This is a genomic window from Klebsiella sp. P1954 (assembly GCF_018199955.1).
Lineage (GTDB): Bacteria > Pseudomonadota > Gammaproteobacteria > Enterobacterales > Enterobacteriaceae > Klebsiella > Klebsiella pneumoniae.
Genome location: NZ_CP073373.1, coordinates 656,358 through 674,862, shown reverse-complemented (window position 1 = coordinate 674,862; position 18,505 = coordinate 656,358). Strand labels below are relative to the sequence as shown.

Sequence of the window (18,505 nt, the reverse complement as noted above, 5' to 3'; positions counted from 1 at the left end):
GATCAGTGACCTGCGGTCTGATAGTGGAGCTCCGCCTGGCGGCGCAGATACTCAAGCCCGGGGGCGATCGCCATTGCCCATGCAGTGAGGATCTCTTCATCGCACAGCGGATCGCTGGCGCGGACGGTTTTGAGCATGGCTTCTCGCCACAGCGCAAAAAAACGCGGCGGCAGGCGCAGGCCTTCCTTGCTCTGCGCCCGCGCCAGCCGTTCCAGAAAATCGGGTACGAAGAGGTCGCCGTTGACCGCCAGCATGGCGAAAAAGCTTTTAAAGATCATCTGCTGGCCTGCCTCGCCGGAGCGTTGGGAGAAGTGCTGCTCGGTTTCCGGTGACATATGGATAAAGGTGCTGTAGAAGGCCTGGAAGAAGCGCTGTTTGTCGCGCTCCGGTACGACGCGATTCAGGCTGGCTTCAAAGAGATCGCGATAAAACTTCATGGTGCGCTCCTCATGACCCGTTCGCCCGGCAGGCAGCGGCGGGGCGGGTTAAATTCGTCCGTCGCGCGGCGGGCAAAGTAGCTGTTGTCATCCGCGAGGCCGTTTTTGAACAACGGCCCGGCGTTGTGTTTGTAAAACAGCGCCTCCAGCACCATGGCGTTAGTGGAGAGGGTGAGGGTGGCGTTGACGTCGCCGGTGGCCTCGACCCGCCCTTCAAACCAGCCGCGCTGCGGGTCGTTAAGATGGGTAGTGACCGCCATCAGCGCATCGGTATACTCGGTTTCCCACAGCGTCCACAGGACAAAGACCGCCTTGGTGGTCACCTGCGCCAGCCGGGGGTAGTACTTCCCGTCGTCCCCGAGCGTATTCCAGGCGTAGCCATTCCCCCAGACGGTATCTTCCACGTGCCAGGGCGCCTGGGTAAGCGAAAAATCGGCCCGGGCGGTTAGCACTTTATCCTGTGTCCAGCGCGTTTTCTGGCTGAGCCATATCCCTTCCGCCCGTTCGCGCATGGCTTTTTGTACCTCTTCCGGCACGCCGGGCGGCTGCCAGCCGAACTCCAGTCCCGGTAGCATGGCGGGCAGAGTGGAGAGCGCCACGGGTTGCCAGGTGGTTCGCGGGTCGCGGTCGTCAACGGCGAGGCGACGCTGATACATAATCACATGGCGCGTCGGGGGAGAGAAGGCCTTGCCGGCCGGGAACCCCCACAGGCGAAACGCGCTGGCGGCGTATTCACTGTCTCCCAGCCGAAGCTCCTCGCGGATCGTCCGCTGGCCGTTCTGCAGTGAGGCGGACCACAGCTCTCCGTCTTTATCGATAACCGGACAGAAGTTCCAGCGCAGGATAATTTTATCAATGTATTCACCATACTGCGGCGCGCGTTCGGCGGTGAGCCGCAGGGCGAGCATCAGTCGGGCCATATCTTTTGCTGACCAGCCGCTGGCCGCCGGTTTGCCGCTGAAGTCGACAGGGGTCGCCGTCTGAGTGGAGTATAGCCTGCCCGGCGAACCGCCGTCGGTCAGCGTCAGGCGATTGAGGGTGCCGAGCAGGGGCGTCAGGCGGGCGTCGAATTCCGCTTCCTTTACCAACCCCAGCTCTCTGGCGGCGAGCAGGGCGATAAGGGTGTCGCCCATCTGCCATAGCGTTGCGCGGGGCTGTTTGTCGCTGCCGTTGACCAGGCCGGTTTGCGGCTGGGTATTGTTCTCGACGTACCGCCAGGCGATCTGCGCCCACGAGCGCTCCTGCGGCGTCAGGCTGCTGATGCGGGCAGTGGTGTGCCAGCCGCCTTTGGTCAGCCAGCGCCACCCCGCGCCTTCGCGATAAAACAGCGCCAGGGCGATAAGAAAAAGGACGACGGCGATGGCCAGCCAGCGGGCTATGGTTTTAAGCATTGCGCGGTCACCGGCGGAAGTTTAACGGGCTCGTCAGCCTTGCAGGCGGCACACTGGCAGGCCTGGCAGGCGGGTTTGGTGCGCTGCGTGGTCCCGGTCTGCTCGCACCATGTTTTGACGGCGGGGGTGTTGCTCAGGAACGGGCGATTGCGCGGGCCGTTATTGGGTTCAAAGAGATCCACCAGCTTCTTGTCCCACAGCGACGGGGCGAAATCGCGGTTTTTCGGGTTGTCGCTGGAAAACTGCAGCAGTTTTCCCTCCTTTTTAAATAGCAGTGCTTCCAGCATGATGCCGTTGTTGTTGGCGGTAAACTCATTGATTGGCCCGTCGCCGTTCTCATACAACCCCTCGTAATAGCCTTTTCCCGCTTCGTTCGCGTTTTCAATGGCGTCCAGCAGACGATCGGTATAGGGCGAGTTCCACAGCACCCACATCCCCATCGCCGCTTTGAGCGACACGGCGGCGCTATTCGGTACGAACTGGCCTTTGTCGGTTATGGTGTTCCAGTTAAACCCGTCGCTGAACACGGTGTCATAGACAAAGTACGGGGATTTATCGAGCTGATGCTCGGAGCGGGCGGTGAGGATCCCGGTGATGGCGTAGCGATTCTCCTGGGCCTGGTAGACCCGGTCAGCGAAGTTTTTCATCCAGGGATGGGAGTACTCGCGCGGGCTGTTGTTCCGGTCACCAGGGTTATCAAAGCCAAACTCCATGCCATACAGCACGTAGGATTCACTGACCACATAGTTATGCTGGCTGGTTTGCCGTGGGTCGCGCGAATCATAGGGGACCAGCACGCAGTAAATCTCCGCCAGCTCGTAGGGCTGCGGCCGGCTGGCCTGACAGGTGTTAAATCCCCACAGCTGAAAGCCCGCCGCGCCGTACTCCTCGTATCCCAGACGGCCTTCCTGAACGTATTTGGGCTGGCCGTTTTCCAGATACGCCCCGTACAGCGTGCCGCAGGGATCGACCACATGGCTAAAATCCCACCCCAGCACCACATTATCGATGCTGTTGCTGTATTCCGGATAGCGCTCCTTGATCACCTTCAGCCAGATCAGCATTCTGCCGATATCCAGCGCCGAATAGCCGATTTCACCCGGCTTGTTCTGGTAGTTAACCTTTTGTCCGCTTATCGTGTTATAGGCTTTGTTGGGTAGTTCGTTACGGAATAAATCGAGCTTATTCAACGTGGCGAGAAACTTCAGCATCCGACGGTCGAACTCCGCCTTATCAATAATCCCCAACTCACGGGCCGCGGTCATGGCGGCCAGATAGGAGGCGCTGTCCCACATGGTGGTCGAGGGGTATTTGTTTACCGCATTGACCAGCCCGGTGGTGGGCTGAAAGTTGGCGACGAAATATTGCCAGGCATTTTTGGCGATAGTCATCTCCCTCGGCGTCAGCTCCCCGCTACGCGGGGCGTATTCCGCAGCCGGCAGACCGGTCGCGGCCTGCGCGCCGGAGAGTGAGAGCCACAGCGCCATGAGTCCGGCCAGCAGAGGAAAACGGGAAAAATAGGTCAGCTTCATGGCGTTGCTCCTGCTGAGGACGAGGGTAGAGGGGTAGGGCTCAGGCAGGCCAGACACAGCATCTGCCCCCGGGAAATGTAGGCCAGGCTTTCCAGCACGATCGCGTTGGTATCGCCGTCAACAACGTCGTTGACGCTGCGGTTGAGATTTAACCCACGCTGCCAGCCCTTGCCCGGGACCTGCAGCGTCTGGACCTGCTGGCGAAGCGCTTCGCTCCAGCTATTGCGGAACAGGGCGTACCAGGCAAAGGCGGTGCGGGTAGAGGTGATCGCCGTTTGCTCCGGGGTGGCACTGCGCGGGGCGAAGGCGCTCTGCGGCTGCCGGTCCGCCAGCGCGCTGGCATAATCCGGCGCGGGCTCGGCGTAGTCGGTGCTGATCGGCGGCTTGCTGACCCTCAGGCTATGACGGCGCTGCTGGATTTGCATGATGCGCCAGGCGATCTCCGCACTCTGCGCGTCAAAGCCCAGCTCAAGCCCGGTGAGCAGGTACGGCAGGCTGATCAGCGAAGGTTGCCGCCCCCAGGGCGTGCGCAGCCCCTCGTCGGGCACCATGATGCCGTCGATATCGATCATCTGCTGCCCCTGCGGCGGGTTGGTCACCGCCAGCCCCGCCGCGCTGTCGATCAACCGCAGCGTATGGCTGGCGTACAGCCGGTAGCCAAAGCTGTCCCGCGGTTCATCCGCCGCCAGCGCCCAGTGGTGCAGCGGCGCCGCGGCCTGGCTGGCGGGGCTGTTGCTGATGAGCGCGCCGACCCGCCACTGATTAAACAGATCCCGCACCGCGGCGGCGTGCTGAGGATAGCGCCAGAGCAGGGTTTGCAGGGCGGTGAGCAGGCGTCCCATACCGATGGCGGAGGAGTCCGGGTTGCCGAGGATCTGCAGCGTGTCGGCATGGTACTGAGCGGCGGGCAATCCCTGGGCGTTGAGGGGCAGTTGACCGAGGGTAAACAGGGCGGCGGCAATGCGCTCATCACCTTCGGCGGCGGTCACAATATGCAGCTGCTCTGCGGCGACCACGGCGAAAAGATAGCTGCCGACGCTCCACAGGCTGAGCCAGGGTTCGCCATCGTGCGCGTTGGCCAGGCCGTTTGGCTGGGTATTGTTGACATAATACTGCCAGGCCACCCGAGCCCAGATCGCCTCGTCAAAGGTCAGCTCGCGCGGGGGAGGGAGCGGCGGAAAATCCTGGCTCAACGTCATCCCGCCGCTGCTCTCGACGCGCGCGGGCATTTGTTTTTCCACCCACACGACAATCGCAAAACCCAGCAGGAAGCCAATGAGGATAGTGAGATAGCTGCGCGCGGATAGCAGGGCGTCGCGGATCCTCATCGGCTCGCCTCCTGCTCTTCGGGGGGCGTCCACATGGCGGCGAAGATCAGTGGCAGCATGGCGGCAATATTCACCGCGCCCCAGAAAATGTTGATGACGTACCCGGAGGGGTCGTCAACCTGACCGCGCGCCACCTGAATACCGCCCCATATCAGCCCCGTCAGGGTGAGCAAAACGATGGCAATTTGCGGCTTGACGAGATAGAGAAAACGGCCCGTCTGTCGCTCTTTCGGCGTAACGTGAAATTTGATCTGCTCCCCGCGCAAAACGGTGTCCAGCGCCCGCAGATTCATCGAGAAAAAGGAGAGGTAAGAGGCCCGGCCGTCCCAGGCAGAAATGCCCCAGGTGCCGAACATAAAGGCCAGTTCGGAGACAATAAAAAAGGGTAAAAAGTGCAGATAGAAAGGGGTAGACCACGCCGACACCGGCGGAATGCCGGTGAAGAGATAGATAACAGGCGAGATCAGGAATACGGTGTTCCACACGCAGGCCAGATACGACCAGAAGGTGGTCGCGTACATCAGCGTTTGCGGCAGCGAGAGTTTAAAGCGGCGTCGGTTGAAGATGTTGTCATGGAACAGGATATCCAGCGATCCGGCGGCGTACTTAAAGCGCTGGATCATCCACGTCAGCATATCCTGCGGAGAGAGCATTTTCGACTCAATCCGCGGGTGCATTACCGAGCGCCAGCGGCGGGCAGCGTCGCCGTGCAGCAGGATGGAGGTATAAATATCTTCCGAGACGTGGAACTTATAGGGCGTCAGTTCAGTATCGAAGGCAACGTGGGGGCGCATGGCGTCCTGCAGCGCTTCCCGCGTTGCCGGGTCACGAATATCCCGCGTATGACGCGCGATTTCGGCGTCAACGCTCCAGACGTAGCTGCGCAGCGCCGCCTGCATCACCGCTTCCCGTCGGTGAACGGAGGCGGCGCCACAGCAGAACGCGGCGTTAGCCCAGTTGCGGCGCCGTAAAATCACGTCGTAAAACATGCGCGGATCGTTGAAAAAAGGATCGCGACCAATGGTCACCGGACCGACGATTTTCTGCGCCAGCCAGCCCACGCCATAGCCTGCACCGCCTGCTTTACGCCGCAGCCAGCTCGCCAGATCCTCTCCTTCCGGGAGATCGAAAAACCATTGTGGGGTCTGCACCCAGGCGACGTCCGGATCGCGAAAATAGCCGAGCGTGTGGCTCAGCAGGGTCGGGAAAACGCGGGTATCGGCATCACAGATGATCAGAAAGTCGCCATCGGTATGTTCCAGCCCGTTGCGCAGGTTACCGGCCTTGTAGCCGATATTGCTCTGACGGGTGATATAGTTCGCCCCCTCCTGCTCGCAGACCGCCTTCATCTCCGGGCGACGCCCGTCGTCAAGGACATGCACTTTATAATCGAGCGGACCAGGATAGGTCATCTGCATGGCGTCACGGATCGACAGCCTGACCAGCTCCACGTCTTCGGAATAGGTGGCGATAAACAGATCGACTTTAATCGGCCTCGACTCCACCGCTTCATCCGCGCGCAGACAGTCGTTGATCTCCGTCGGGGGGACCCCTGGCGGAGGATCTTTTTCCTGCCATAAATTAATGGTGAACAGAACTGTGCCAATCCACGCCAGGGTTTCCGCCAGCACCAGAGGGATCGCATACCACAGGGCGTCAGTGTTTAAGGACGCGGTCCAGCGCCAGTAAATATAATTGGCACCAAGCACCAGGGCGGCCACAGCTAATACCTGCCAAATCATTCTCACCCAGCGCGGGGTGCTGAGCGGTTCAGGCGGTCGGCGATGTTCAAAACGGGAAAAATAAAAATCCATAGCAAGGATATCCTGATTCCGCGCTGGGTTTGAATGACAGGTCTGTTATCGATTGGGGGCGTTCTGCAGAACGCACAGGGGCTTATAAATAACAGTAAAGTGAGTGTAGATGGTGGCGCAAAAATTTCAACAGCGCGAAATGATAGTCACCGGGATGACTTAACATAGTGTGATACACGCCGGCGGAATTTATAAAACGAACATTGCAAGATAGCCCATTCTACACTATCTAAATAATTTGTAATAAATGTTGCAGGGTAGACGGCAGGATCCCTAATGAGCCAGGTTGCTTCAGCGATTTCGCAAAAAGAAACTCATAAATCAATGCCCTGGCGATACTCTCTGACCGGGGATCGCGACCTGCGTATCGACTTTATGCGCGGTATTGCTCTTGTGATGATGGTGGTGGCGCATACCGAAGTGATGTCGATATTTAATATTTTCAGCTGGGAACGATTTGGTTTGACCACCGGTGCCGAGGGCTTTGTGATCCTGTCCGGCTTCATGTTAGGGATGCTAAATCGTGTCAGATTACAAAAGGCAGTATTACTGACGGTGAGCTGGGGGCTTTATCTTCGCGCATGGAAAATATATCAGGTTAATATTATTATTGTCTCTTTTCTTTTGCTGAGATATTTGCCTTATCTTAATGTCTATGAAGTCACTCATTTTACCGACCGCTTTTCCGGGACCAGTTGGTCGCTCTATCCGCTAACCCCGCAAATAAAAGAGACGTGGTTTAACATTATCCTCTATCTGCAGATTGGCCCGCATCAGACGCAGATCCTCGGACTCTATATTTTTTTGTTATTGCTCAGCCCGCTGTTTCTGGGAATGCTGCAAAAGGGTCACGTCTACCCCTTACTGGGCGCCTCGCTGCTGATATACGGCTGCTGGCAACGCTGGCCGATACGGGTCACGCCCTGCGAATTTGAATTCGCCTTTCCCCTGCTGGCCTGGCAATTTATCTTTGTGCTGGGCATGTGCTGCGGCTGGTACAAAGCGGAACTGATCTCTTTCGCCCGCACGCCGCCCGGCAAAGTCGCCGTGGCGGCGCTGGTGTTCATCGCGCTTATCCTTGCGTTTGTCGCCCAGAACCATACCAATCCTTTTATGCCGCCCGCGCTGCTGATGCACGTAATCCCGCCGGCGGATTTTAACGCCTTTTACCATACCTGGGCGGCGAAAAACGGCCTCGGTCCGGTACGGATCCTCAATGATATCAGTCTGATGGTCACCATTTATCTGCTATTGACCTGGTGCTGGCGCCCCCTTAACCGGCTGGCAGGCTGGTTCCTGATCCCGCTCGGGCAGCGTTCGCTCTACACCTTTATTTTGCATGTTTACATCGTGCTCGCCGTAAGCCAGCTGGTTACCTTCGATCTGTGGCGCCAGGCGTGGATAGAGAACACCTTGATTCATGCCGCCGCGCTGGGCGTACTGTGGCTGATGGCCAAATACCGCGTCGCCGCACGCTGGATACCTAACTAAGGAAGGGCAAATGCGGGAGAAATATATGCTGGCCTGCGCGCTATGGTGCGCCATCGCAGGTGCGGAAGGCGCAGAGAAGAACGACGCACAACCGCTGCGTGATAAAAATGGTGAACCGGTGCAGGCCGGCGTGTTTACCAGCCGCTGGGGACGGCTTTTTTCCGGGAATGACAAGGTGTTTTCGGGAGCGCTGAGCTTTAGTTCGGGTTTAAAAGAGCAGTGGATGACCGTCCCCAACAGCTCAGACAGCGCAGAACAGAAGAAAAAATATAATCAGACTCTGAATCTTAGCCTGCAATACTCGCCCTACAGCTTCTGGTTCGCCAACGTGACATCCCGTTTACCGGTGACTGACACCAGCCGCTATACCGCCGATTTTCGCTATAGTTTTGGCTACGACGACTGGCATGCCAACACCTTCAGCCTGGTTTACAGTAACTATGGCGATAACCACTTCTGGACCTCGGGCAGCAAGCGTCACACCTATTTTGAGCAGGGGGCGATTACCCTGGCGTATAAATTTTCGCTGCCGAAGCCCATGGAGCATGCGCTGTTGATTAACAAAGGCGACGCCATTATCTGCCAGGCAGGCTACAGCTGGGTGCCGCGTTATTACGATCTGGAGAGTAACGATATCCGCAAAAACAAAAATGTGCTGCTTGGGGGGTGTGGATATACCTTTAAACAACATTTTTTTGTGCGCGCCACCGCGTTCTGGTATCCGGACAGTAGTCAGCAGCAGCCGTGGAATGGCGATTATAGTTACAGTTTTGGCTACGCGGGCTATACGCCGGGATCGTTCTCTGTGCAGTATGCCAACTATGCCGGTACCCGCTACCCGGGGCATGACAGCGGCAGCGGCAAGTTTCGTGAAGGCACGATCAGCCTTACCTGGTTCTTGCCGATTTAGGAGGCGCGATGTCGGCACAGCACGTCCTGATTGTTGAAGATTCGCTGGTTTATCGTCGGCTGCTAAGCCGAATGTTGACGCAGTGGGGTTATATCGTTAGTGAGGCGGAAAACGGTGTCGACGCGCTGGCGATCCTCGAAAACCAGCCTGTCAGCCTGGTGATAAGCGACTGGGAGATGCCGGAGATGAATGGCCTGACGCTATGCCGGGAAATTCGCCGTCGCCAGTTTGGTCGCTATGTTTATCTGATATTGCTCACCGCCCGCGAAGACCCTGGCGATTTAACGCAGGGGTTTGAGGCAGGGGCCGATGATTTTCTCAGCAAACCGGTAGAGCAGAGCGAGCTGCGGGCGCGGCTGCACGCCGGGGCGCGGATCCTCTCCCTCGAGGCTGACCTCGCCGCGCGCAATGCGCGGCTGAGCGAAGCGCTGCGACAGATTGAACAGGATCTGGAGCTGGCGGCGCGCATTCAACAGTCGGTTCTCCCGGCTCATCAGCTGCGCCATCAGGGATTTTTCTCCGACTGGATTTTCCTGCCCTCGGCCTGGGTGTCGGGGGATATTTTTAACGTTTTCCCGCTGGGCGATCGTCTCGGATTTTACTGCGTGGATGTCTCCGGACACGGCGTGGGGGCGGCGATGATGTCGCTCGCCGTCGCCCGCCAGTTTTTGCATGGCAGGGCCGTTGAGCGCTTTCTTTTTACGGCAGACAACCAGCCGGCGTCGCCGGCCGAGGTGGTGGCGATCCTCAATGGTCGTTTTTGCAGTGACGAAACAGAGATCGTCAGCTATTTCACGTTGATCTATGGCGTGATCGACCTGCAGACCGGTGCGGGCAAACTCTGTCAGGCCGGGCATCCCACGCCTTTTATCGTTAGCCCGGACGCTACCGTCCGCCCGGTCGGCAGCGGCGGGGCGCCGGTGGGGTTGATAGACCATCTCTCGTGGGCAGATGTCAGTTTTTCGCTGGCGCCGGGAGAGCGGCTGTGCCTGTTCAGCGACGGTATCACCGAATGTGAAAACCGGAGCGGTGAACAGTTTGGCGAGGCGCGCTTGCAAGCGTGGCTGCAGGACAGCGTGACGCAGCCGCTGCCCGCGCTGCTGCCGCGTTTTGCCCGGCACCTGATCCGCTGGCGCAGTGGCGACGCGCAGGAGACCCAGGCGATGGCCGATGATGTTTCACTCTTGATTATTGAACGTACAGGGGACAGTGATGAAAATTGAAACTGAACGGCAGGCCTCGGTGACGATCCTGACGCCGGCGGTGCGTCGGCTGGATGCTTCCGTCGCGGTAGCCTTTAAGGCGGCAATCGCCCAGGAGATAGGCGAAGATAGCACCGATCTGATTGTTGATTTCAGTAAAATCGATTTTATCGACAGCAGCGGTTTGGGAACGCTGGTTTCCCTGATGAAAATGATGAACGGTAAAGGAGAAATGACACTGTGCGCGCTGAACCCCGGCATTCGCAATATGTTTACCCTGACCAGGATGGATCGTATTTTTCGTATTTGCGAGGATCGCACTTCAGCCCTTGCGCAGTTCAATCCGTGACGCGCCCGTGAATAACGTCATGAATTTTCCTGCCCAACTCAGCTCGCTATCAACGCTGGCGGCGTGGCTGGCTCAACAAATGGCGCCGCTGTCCGTCGGGGAGGAGTGGCGCTTCGCGCTCGATCTTGCCGTCTGTGAGACGGCCACCAATATCATTCGCTATGCGTTGCATGAGGATCGGCAACGTGTTTTTCGTGTCGAATTTATCGCAACGGAAGACCGGGTGACGCTGCGCTTTATTGATGCGGGAGAGGTCTTTCCGGCCGAGCGCCTGGCGCTGGCGCGTGGCGATGAGCGCTTCGATGTCGATCCGTTAGCGGAAAGCGGCAGAGGTTTGCGGCTTATTCTGCGCGCGGTGGACTATTTTAATGTGGAAACCCGCGCCGGGGAGAATGTGACGACCCTGATAAAAGCGTTGCCGGATGCCGTTCTTCGCCATTCCACCGACGATCGCGTCAGGTGAAGGAACAGAGCTTGCCCCCAGGTGAATCCCCGGGGGAATTTTCCCGCCCGCGTTCACCCTCTTCATCCGTCTTATGGCTGGGCCTGAGCGGTGGACAGCGCGCCCAGGTGATAAGGGCGAAGAGTATCTAACGTCATCATGGCTGATTTGCAGAAAATGCATTTCGCACCAAAAGGGTTTTTTTCAGTGACGTCAAACTGGGACGTTCTGTACTGGGAGCCATGGCAGCATGGGCATCTAAAATGGATATGTTCGATCATAATGTAAACCTTGTATGGGTGATGTTCTGTTGAAAAGACAATGGTCGTTTTCAGGAAAATTAACGCGGCTGATTTTAGTTAGTGGTAAGCCGGGTTTTGTGTCAGATGGCGGACTTTTTAAGGAGTCGACAAGGATCTGACAGGGCCTGTTTACAGAAAAAGCAAACTACTAACGGGACTGCTCAAAGGAAGGTGGTATCAGGGATAACGCCTGGAGATGAGAACACGTACTCAGATAATAACTTTTTGTCTGGTAAATCGACTCAACGATTAACGCACGTGCCGTGAATAATAGCAAACGTTATTTTAGCCTTCCGGATGCCTGCTGCGCCAGGGGAGGCTTCATCAGCGCCGTCACCCAGTCGATAAATACCTGTACCCGGGCAGAGAGCTGCCGATTACTGGGATAGAGCAGGGAGAGCGGGAGCGGCGCAGGGCGAAAATCGGCCAGCACTTCCGTTAACGCGCCCGACGCCAGATCGGCCTCAAGGCGGGGCAAGGGGGCCTGATACAGGCCAAAGCCAAGCCTTGCCGCTTCGGCGCCAACGTCGGCATCGGAAGTCAGCAACCGACAGGGCAAACTGACCTCGCTCTGACGGCCATCCTGGGTAAAGCTCAGCGGCAAGGTACGTTGCGTGCGCGATGAAACAAACCCGATCATCACGTGGCCCGTCAGTCCTTCAATCGTATGCGGGGTGCCGTACCGGGCGAGATAGGTCGGGCTGGCGCAGGTGATCTCCTGCAACCCGGCGAGCGGCCGGCAGATCATCTCGCTGTCGGGGAGATGGCCGCCGCGAATGACGCAGTCGACTCCCTCGCGAACCAGATCGACGTCACGCTCGCTTTCGCCGATCTGCAGCGTAATGTCCGGGTAGCGGGCGAGAAACTGCGGCAGCGCGGGCAGCAGCAGGGTCCGCGCCAGGTTGCCCGCCACGTCTACCCGAATGGTGCCGGAGATGCTCCCCCCGGCGCTGCGGTTGGCCTCCTCAAGGGCCGCCAGAATGGACACGCAGCGCTGATAATACAGCGAGCCTTCTGCCGTCGGCCGTACGTGCCGGGTGGTACGATGTAGCAGCCGCGCCCCGAGACTGACCTCCAACGCTTTAATAGCCGCGGTCGCTACTGGCCGGGAAACCCCCAGATCCGCGGCGGCGGCACTGAATGAGCCCCGTTCGACGATGCGCACAAACAAGGTCAGAGTATCCAGTTTATCCATGACATTGTTCCAGCTGGCAAAACTATCCTGTCGCCCAACGCGGTCTTATCGTCGGCATTCAGGGGCTTATAATCGCTCATGTTTTCAGCAGAGAGAAAAGGAGAAAACATGAACAATAGCGCAAAAATCGCCCTGGTGACAGGCGGCAGCCGCGGCCTGGGACGCGCGACCGTCGAAGCGCTGGCACAGCGCGGCGTAAATGTAGTACTGACCTACAAAACGCGTCTTGCCGAGGCGAACGAGGTGGTTACACGGGTTGAAGCACTGGGCGCCCGGGCGATCGCGTTGCCTTTCAGCGCTGGCGAAATCGACACCTTTGACGCATTTGTTAGCGCTTTTCAGGGCGCGCTGACGGAGCTGGACGCCGATAAATTTGATTATCTGGTCAATAATGCCGGCAACGCCAGCGGCATGGGATTTCTTAACGCCACGGAAGCGGAATTCGATGCGCTGTATCGCATCCACGTGAAGAGCGTTTTTTTCCTCAGTCAAAAACTATTGCCGCTGCTGGCCGATGGCGGGCGAATAGTGAATGTCTCGTCCGGCCTCACCCGCATCGTGATGGCGAACCGGGCGCCCTATGCGATCATGAAATCCGCGGTGGAAACCCTGACTCGCTATATGGCGTTTGAGCTGGGCAGTCGCGGGATCACGGTGAACTGCGTGGCGCCCGGCGCCATCGCCACCGATTTCAGCGGCGGGGTGGTGCGGGATAACCCGCAGGTCGCTCAGGCGGTAGCGAACATGACGGCGCTGGGCCGACCTGGCCTGCCAGAGGATATCGGGCCGATGATCGCCTCGCTGTTATCCGATGATCATCGCTGGGTGAATGCCCAGCGCATTGAGGTTTCCGGGGGAATGCGCATCTGAGCGAAGAAAACCGGGGCTGTTTTCATCCGTAGTCAATCGATATGTCAGTGGATGCCGATATAGCGCGACGCTGTGGAGAGATAAGGAAATAATGATCTGCCGCGTTGCTCGTTAAATATTAGTGATTGACCTTATTGCCTGAATGCGCAAGATTATTGTTGAATAAACAGTCAATATGCTAAATATATTTAATGCACGTATGAAAGGATTTAAGATATGGATTTTGAAAATGAACTGACCAGTAAGATCCTTGATCCCATTCACGGCACTATTCGTTTGACGACACTCGAGATTGCCTTTATCAATCACCCCCTGTTCCAGCGCTTACGCAACATTAAACAGAACTCTTTTTTATATAAGGTGTTTCCCTCTGCGGTGCACAGCCGCTTCGAACACTCTCTCGGGGTGCTGCATTTATCAAGTGAAATACTCAATAATTTACGCCTGAATGCGATACGGTATCAAAAGAAATATGATGATGGCCATGTGTTTGGTCATATCGATCAGATACCAAAACACAACATTCAGGAGTTGAGACTCGCTGCCCTGATGCATGACATCGGGCATGGGCCTGTATCCCACCAGTTTGAGAGTTTTATGCCTGGTAAGCACGAATTCTCCGATGTTCTCCCCACAGCCTACCATTCGATCATTGATGTATTAAGCAAGCCAGAACAGAAAGTTGAACATGAACAGCTTTCGCTGTTGTTCAGCCTGATGATTTATCATGATCTGAGAAAACAAGGTAAGGTCGATGACGAAATAAATATCGAAAATGTGTTAAAAATCATCGAAAAAAGATACGGTGACCAACAGATCATTGAGGAAATTAATGGAAAGGCAACAGATATCCTGCCGTTAATGACCTCGATCATCTCTTCCTGTCCGATCGATGCCGACCGGATGGATTACTTGCTCAGAGATGGCTATTTCTCCGGCGTCAAGTGTGGTATCTACGATTACAATCGCTTGTTTATGTCAATTGTCCCGGTCGAGGAACAGGGAAAATTGTACCTTGCTTACAAAGAGAGTGGGATTGATTCGATCGCTGAGTTTATTGGGGCGCGCTCCAGCCTTTTCTCGCAGGTGTATTACCATAAAACAAACCGCGCCTTTGCGACGATGTTGAGCACATTATGTGAGATTATGCAAAGCAAGGATCCACAAAATGTCATTATCGCTGACGTTACCGACCGTATCGTTGACCATAGCGATGAAAGCTTCATCGACGCGCTGAAGGAGTTTTATTTGGCGTGCAGTGATGATTATTTTTTGAATGACAAGGTGGGTGAATGGATAGATATCAGCGATACCGAGGCGGTTAATAAAAAAATACTTGATGACATTATTAACCGACACCCATGGTCGAAGGTCTATGAGGCCAAACACTCTGTGTATAAAGCTAACATCGCTGACAAGGAAAATAAGGCGTGGAAGAGTCAACTCACCGGGTTATTGACTTCTGTATTACAGCCTCATTTCAAACCACATGAATTTGCCGTTGATATTGTCTCCGACTGCGCCTTTAAAGACCTGGATAAAACCGAAGTTAAGCTTTTGGTGAAAGATCTTAAGAACCGCTACGAAATAAAACCGTTAATTGAATGTGGTGATAAGTTAAATCAGTATCAAATCATCAAATATTGCATTCGGGTATTTGTTGACCGCGATATCAAAGAACGCGTAACTCCTGAAATAATCTATAAAATCAATGAAATAGTGGTCAAGCAGATCGCGTTGCTGAATTGATGATGCCCGTCAGGGCAGCGATAAATCTTTCAGGGGCTGGTTTTTTAACCGGCCCCTGAAGATAAGCGGTAAATCGTGGCGCATCCCCGCCATCGGTATAACTTACAACAGCGCGTTTACCCGAGACTAAACACCGCGCTGAGGCATAGATTCCCGCAGGGGAGCGGGTGGCTCAACAAAAACGCCGGCTCAGTATGGTTATTCCGCCAGCAGGGCGGCGAATTTCGCCAGCCACTGTGGATGAGCCGGCCAGGCGGGGGCGGTAACCAGGTTACCGTCCACATGCGCCTGGTCGATACCAATATCCGCATAGTGCCCGCCGCTCAAACGCACTTCCGGGGCGCAGGCGGGATAGGCGCTGCAGGTGCGGCCCTGCAGAATACCGGCGGCGGCCAGCAGCTGCGGGCCGTGGCAGACGGCGGCGATAGGTTTACGCGCGGCGTCGAATGCCTGTACCAGTTTAATAACCTCCTCGTTCAGGCGCAGATACTCCGGCGCCCGGCCGCCGGGGATCACTAGCGCATCGTAGTTCTCGGCCTTTACTGCGGCGAAGTCAGCGTTCAGCGTGAAGCGATGGCCCGGCTTTTCGCTATAAGTCTGGGCGCCGTCAAAGTCATGGATTGCGGTCATGACATAGTCGCCAGCGGCTTTATCCGGGCAGACGGCATCGACCTGGTGGCCAATCATCTGCAGCGCCTGAAAAGGAACCATTGTTTCGTAATCTTCGGCATAATCGCCGACCAGCATTAGGATTTTCTTGCTCATCTTTGTGTCTCGTTGTGGGCGAAAGGTGTCTTAGATATAGCCTGGCGACTTGCAGAATGCGAACCGTTCAGGATGCCGACGACGGTGTCGTGTGCGTCTTGTAACCGGGCTCATGTTTTTTTGCTAACGACAACTTTGTCCGACATCGCGCTGTGGCTCGTTATCCGCAAAAAATCGGTTTGTGGGGAGTAAGGGGAGCAGAAGAATATTGTTACCGTTTAGATTTCGCGCCTGCACTATTAAGCGTCCGCCGCGAAGGGGCAATCGGATGGAAGCCAGATATTATCCCTCTGAGTAATTTATTGCGTTGTTACGCTAAATTTGCATAATGAGCGAATTATATTGCCCCGGTCGTCTCTATGGTTTCCTTTATTCATCCGCTTAATGTTTTAGCACGCCTTATAGTATCCATTGCAAACATTCCTTTGGTGCATTATTTATTGAATTTATCATTGGCTGTTGTTACACATTTCAAATATTGATATTCATGGTGCTTTTATTTTCGTGGTGAAAGGGGGGTGTTTATGAATAAATATAATTATTAGGTGGTTAAGTTGATCGGTAATCCATTTTTGCTTTATCATCGTCACGTTTCATATCAATATATCTTCAATAATTATTCCTTAAGGAAAGGAACTGCTATGGCTGATACGTTCCAGAATGAAGTCCCCAGGGCGCGCATTAATCTCAAATTATCTCTTCATACCGGCGGCGCGCAAAAGAAGGTCGAACTGCCGCTCAAACTGCTTACCATTGGCGATTTTAGTCATGGTAAGGAAAACCGGCCTTTATCGGAAAGAGAAAAAATCAACGTCAATAAAAATAATTTTAACAGCGTACTTTCGGAATTTAGCCCGGAAGTTAACCTCTCGGTGCCGAATACGCTGGCCGGCAATGGCGAAGAGGAGAACGTCAGACTGCGTTTTACCGACATCAAAGATTTTGAACCGGAGCAGGTTGCCCGGCAAATTCCGCAACTCCGCGCCATGCTGGCGATGCGTAATTTATTACGCGATCTCAAATCCAATCTGCTCGATAACGCCACTTTCAGAAAAGAGCTTGAGGCAATCCTGAAAGATCCGGCGCTGTCCCAGGAATTACGCGACGAAATGAGTGCGCTTGCCCCGAAATAAGTGCGGGGCAAGTCTGTTAATGGATTAACCGGGAAAATGCTAATGTCTGTTACCACAGAAAACGCCCCTGTTCAGGGGCAAACCACGCTGCAGGAAAACAGGGCGGGCGAGGGCGTTTACGCCTCGCTGTTTGAAAAAATTAATCTCACCCCGGCGTCTCGCCTCGGGGATATCAACGACTTTCTGGACGATGCCGCGCTCTCCGAGGCGCCGGCGGCGGAACGTCTCACCGCGGCGATGCAGGTGTTTATGGAACGCATCCGCCAGTCCGGCCAGCGGGTGGAAAAGCTCGACAAAACGCTGATCGACCACCATATCGCCGAGCTGGATTTCCAGATAAGCCGTCAGCTGGACGCGGTGATGCACCATCAGGAGTTTCAGCAGGTCGAATCCCTGTGGCGCGGCCTCAAACAGCTGGTGGACAACACCGACTATCGGCAGAACGTCAAAACGGAGATCCTCGACGTCGCCAAAGACGATCTGCGCCAGGACTTTGAGGACGCGCCGGAGCTTATCCAGAGCGGCCTCTACTGGCACACCTATACCGCGGAGTATGACACTCCCGGCGGCGAGCCGATCGGCTCGGTGATCTCGGCCTATGAGTTCGACGCCAGCCCGCAGGATGTGGCGCTGCTGCGCAATATCTCCCGCGTCTCTGCCGCCGCCCATATGCCGTTTATCGGCGCCGTCGGCCCGGCCTTCTTCCTGAAAGAGACCATGGAAGAGGTGGCTGCCATTAAGGATATCGGCAACTACTTCGATCGTGCGGAATATATCCGCTGGAAGGCGTTTCGCGAAACTGACGATGCCCGCTACATCGGCCTGGTGATGCCGCGCGTGCTGGGGCGTCTGCCGTACGGCCCGGATACCGTGCCGGTGCGCAGCTTCAACTATGTCGAGCAGGTGAAGGGCCCGGACCACGAAAAGTATCTCTGGACCAGCGCGGCGTTCTCCTTCGCTTCCAATATGGTGAAGAGCTTTGTCAATAACGGCTGGTGCGTGCAAATTCGCGGTCCGCAGGCCGGCGGCGCGGTGAAAGATCTGCCCATCCATCTGTACGATCTGGGCACCGGCAACCAGGTGAAAATTCCTTCCGAGGTGATGATCCCGGAAACGCGGGAGTTTGAGTTCGCCAGCCTGGGCTTTATCCCGCTGTCGTACTACAAAAATCGCGATTACGCCTGCTTCTTCTCGGCCAACTCCGCGCAGAAACCGGCGCTGTACGATACCGCCGACGCCACCGCCAACAGCCGTATCAACGCGCGTCTGCCTTACATCTTCCTGCTGTCGCGCATCGCGCACTACCTGAAGATGATCCAGCGCGAGAATATCGGCACCACCAAGGACCGGCGTCTGCTGGAGCTGGAGCTGAACACCTGGGTGCGGAGCCTGGTGACCGAAATGACCGACCCCGGCGACGAGCTGCAGGCCTCCCATCCGCTGCGCGATGCCAGCGTGGTGGTGGAAGATATCGAGGATAACCCGGGATTCTTCCGCGTGAAGCTGTACGCGGTGCCGCACTTCCAGGTCGAGGGGATGGACGTCAATCTGTCGCTGGTTAGCCAGATGCCAAAGGCGAAGGCGTAGGTTCGGAC

General features: G+C 56.1%; 17 protein-coding genes. 9 read left to right on the top strand and 8 right to left on the bottom strand.

Features of this window, described 5'->3' with window-relative positions; genetic code table 11:
• Positions 1 to 2: 2 nt before the first annotated feature.
• The 5 genes from KB890_RS03345 to KB890_RS03325 are packed head-to-tail and all read right to left on the bottom strand — an operon-like array spanning position 3 to position 6,502.
• A complete protein-coding gene (locus tag KB890_RS03345) occupies positions 3 to 437 on the bottom strand; it encodes a globin family protein (protein WP_020324881.1) in 435 nt (144 codons plus the stop codon).
• Positions 434 to 1,828 (bottom strand): DUF3131 domain-containing protein, encoded by a 1,395-nt coding sequence (locus KB890_RS03340; protein ID WP_020324883.1) that lies wholly within the window; start codon positions 1,826 to 1,828, stop codon positions 434 to 436. Before KB890_RS03340 ends, KB890_RS03345 begins: the two co-directional genes overlap by 4 nt.
• A complete protein-coding gene (locus KB890_RS03335; RefSeq protein ID WP_004183756.1) occupies positions 1,813 to 3,360 on the bottom strand; it encodes a DUF3131 domain-containing protein in 1,548 nt (515 codons plus the stop codon). The genes KB890_RS03340 and KB890_RS03335 overlap by 16 nt, the downstream gene beginning before the upstream one ends.
• The gene (locus tag KB890_RS03330; RefSeq protein ID WP_004183757.1) at positions 3,357 to 4,688 is read right to left on the bottom strand and encodes a DUF3131 domain-containing protein; all 1,332 of its coding nucleotides are present in this window, start codon (positions 4,686 to 4,688) and stop codon (positions 3,357 to 3,359) included. Before KB890_RS03330 ends, KB890_RS03335 begins: the two co-directional genes overlap by 4 nt.
• The gene (locus KB890_RS03325) at positions 4,685 to 6,502 is read right to left on the bottom strand and encodes a glycosyltransferase family 2 protein (RefSeq protein ID WP_019704221.1); all 1,818 of its coding nucleotides are present in this window, start codon (positions 6,500 to 6,502) and stop codon (positions 4,685 to 4,687) included. Before KB890_RS03325 ends, KB890_RS03330 begins: the two co-directional genes overlap by 4 nt.
• A gap of 276 nt (positions 6,503 to 6,778) precedes the next feature.
• On the opposite strand from KB890_RS03325, the gene opgC reads away from it, so the two are divergent.
• Genes opgC through KB890_RS03300 form a run of 5 tightly spaced genes read left to right on the top strand, consistent with a single transcriptional unit; the run spans position 6,779 to position 10,917 of the window.
• Complete coding sequence (opgC, locus tag KB890_RS03320) at positions 6,779 to 7,993, top strand: OpgC domain-containing protein (RefSeq protein ID WP_065520892.1); 1,215 nt, start codon at positions 6,779 to 6,781, stop codon at positions 7,991 to 7,993.
• A gap of 10 nt (positions 7,994 to 8,003) precedes the next feature.
• Positions 8,004 to 8,903, top strand: a complete 900-nt coding sequence (locus KB890_RS03315; protein WP_020324874.1) for a hypothetical protein — start codon at positions 8,004 to 8,006, stop codon at positions 8,901 to 8,903.
• A gap of 8 nt (positions 8,904 to 8,911) precedes the next feature.
• Complete coding sequence (locus KB890_RS03310; RefSeq protein WP_004183769.1) at positions 8,912 to 10,126, top strand: PP2C family protein-serine/threonine phosphatase; 1,215 nt, start codon at positions 8,912 to 8,914, stop codon at positions 10,124 to 10,126.
• Positions 10,116 to 10,454, top strand: coding sequence for an STAS domain-containing protein (locus KB890_RS03305; RefSeq protein WP_004183770.1), 339 nt, complete (start codon positions 10,116 to 10,118; stop codon positions 10,452 to 10,454). The genes KB890_RS03310 and KB890_RS03305 overlap by 11 nt, the downstream gene beginning before the upstream one ends.
• Before the next feature lie 19 nt (positions 10,455 to 10,473).
• A complete protein-coding gene (locus KB890_RS03300) occupies positions 10,474 to 10,917 on the top strand; it encodes an ATP-binding protein (protein ID WP_014907732.1) in 444 nt (147 codons plus the stop codon).
• A gap of 71 nt (positions 10,918 to 10,988) precedes the next feature.
• On the opposite strand, the gene KB890_RS03295 is transcribed toward KB890_RS03300, so the two are convergent.
• Positions 10,989 to 11,177, bottom strand: coding sequence for a cold shock small protein YmcF (locus KB890_RS03295; protein WP_004183775.1), 189 nt, complete (start codon positions 11,175 to 11,177; stop codon positions 10,989 to 10,991).
• A 301-nt stretch (positions 11,178 to 11,478) separates the two neighbouring features.
• Positions 11,479 to 12,393, bottom strand: a complete 915-nt coding sequence (locus KB890_RS03290) for a LysR family transcriptional regulator (RefSeq protein WP_004176438.1) — start codon at positions 12,391 to 12,393, stop codon at positions 11,479 to 11,481.
• Positions 12,394 to 12,501: 108 nt separating this feature from the next.
• On the opposite strand from KB890_RS03290, the gene KB890_RS03285 reads away from it, so the two are divergent.
• Together KB890_RS03285 and KB890_RS03280 are read left to right on the top strand one after the other, a co-directional pair.
• Entirely contained in the window at positions 12,502 to 13,263 is a 762-nt protein-coding gene (locus KB890_RS03285; RefSeq protein ID WP_019705447.1) for an SDR family NAD(P)-dependent oxidoreductase, read from the top strand.
• Positions 13,264 to 13,479: 216 nt separating this feature from the next.
• A complete protein-coding gene (locus KB890_RS03280; RefSeq protein WP_004183778.1) occupies positions 13,480 to 15,012 on the top strand; it encodes an HD domain-containing protein in 1,533 nt (510 codons plus the stop codon).
• A gap of 198 nt (positions 15,013 to 15,210) precedes the next feature.
• Here KB890_RS03280 and KB890_RS03275 read toward each other — a convergent pair whose 3' ends face one another.
• Entirely contained in the window at positions 15,211 to 15,777 is a 567-nt protein-coding gene (locus tag KB890_RS03275; RefSeq protein WP_004190556.1) for a DJ-1/PfpI family protein, read from the bottom strand.
• A 641-nt stretch (positions 15,778 to 16,418) separates the two neighbouring features.
• Here KB890_RS03275 and tssB point away from each other — a divergent pair.
• Entirely contained in the window at positions 16,419 to 16,910 is a 492-nt protein-coding gene (tssB, locus tag KB890_RS03270; RefSeq protein ID WP_004176434.1) for a type VI secretion system contractile sheath small subunit, read from the top strand.
• 42 nt (positions 16,911 to 16,952) lie between these two features.
• Positions 16,953 to 18,497: a type VI secretion system contractile sheath large subunit gene (gene tssC / locus KB890_RS03265; RefSeq protein WP_004892641.1), complete on the top strand. Its 1,545-nt coding sequence runs from the start codon at positions 16,953 to 16,955 to the stop codon at positions 18,495 to 18,497.
• Positions 18,498 to 18,505 lie beyond the last annotated feature (8 nt).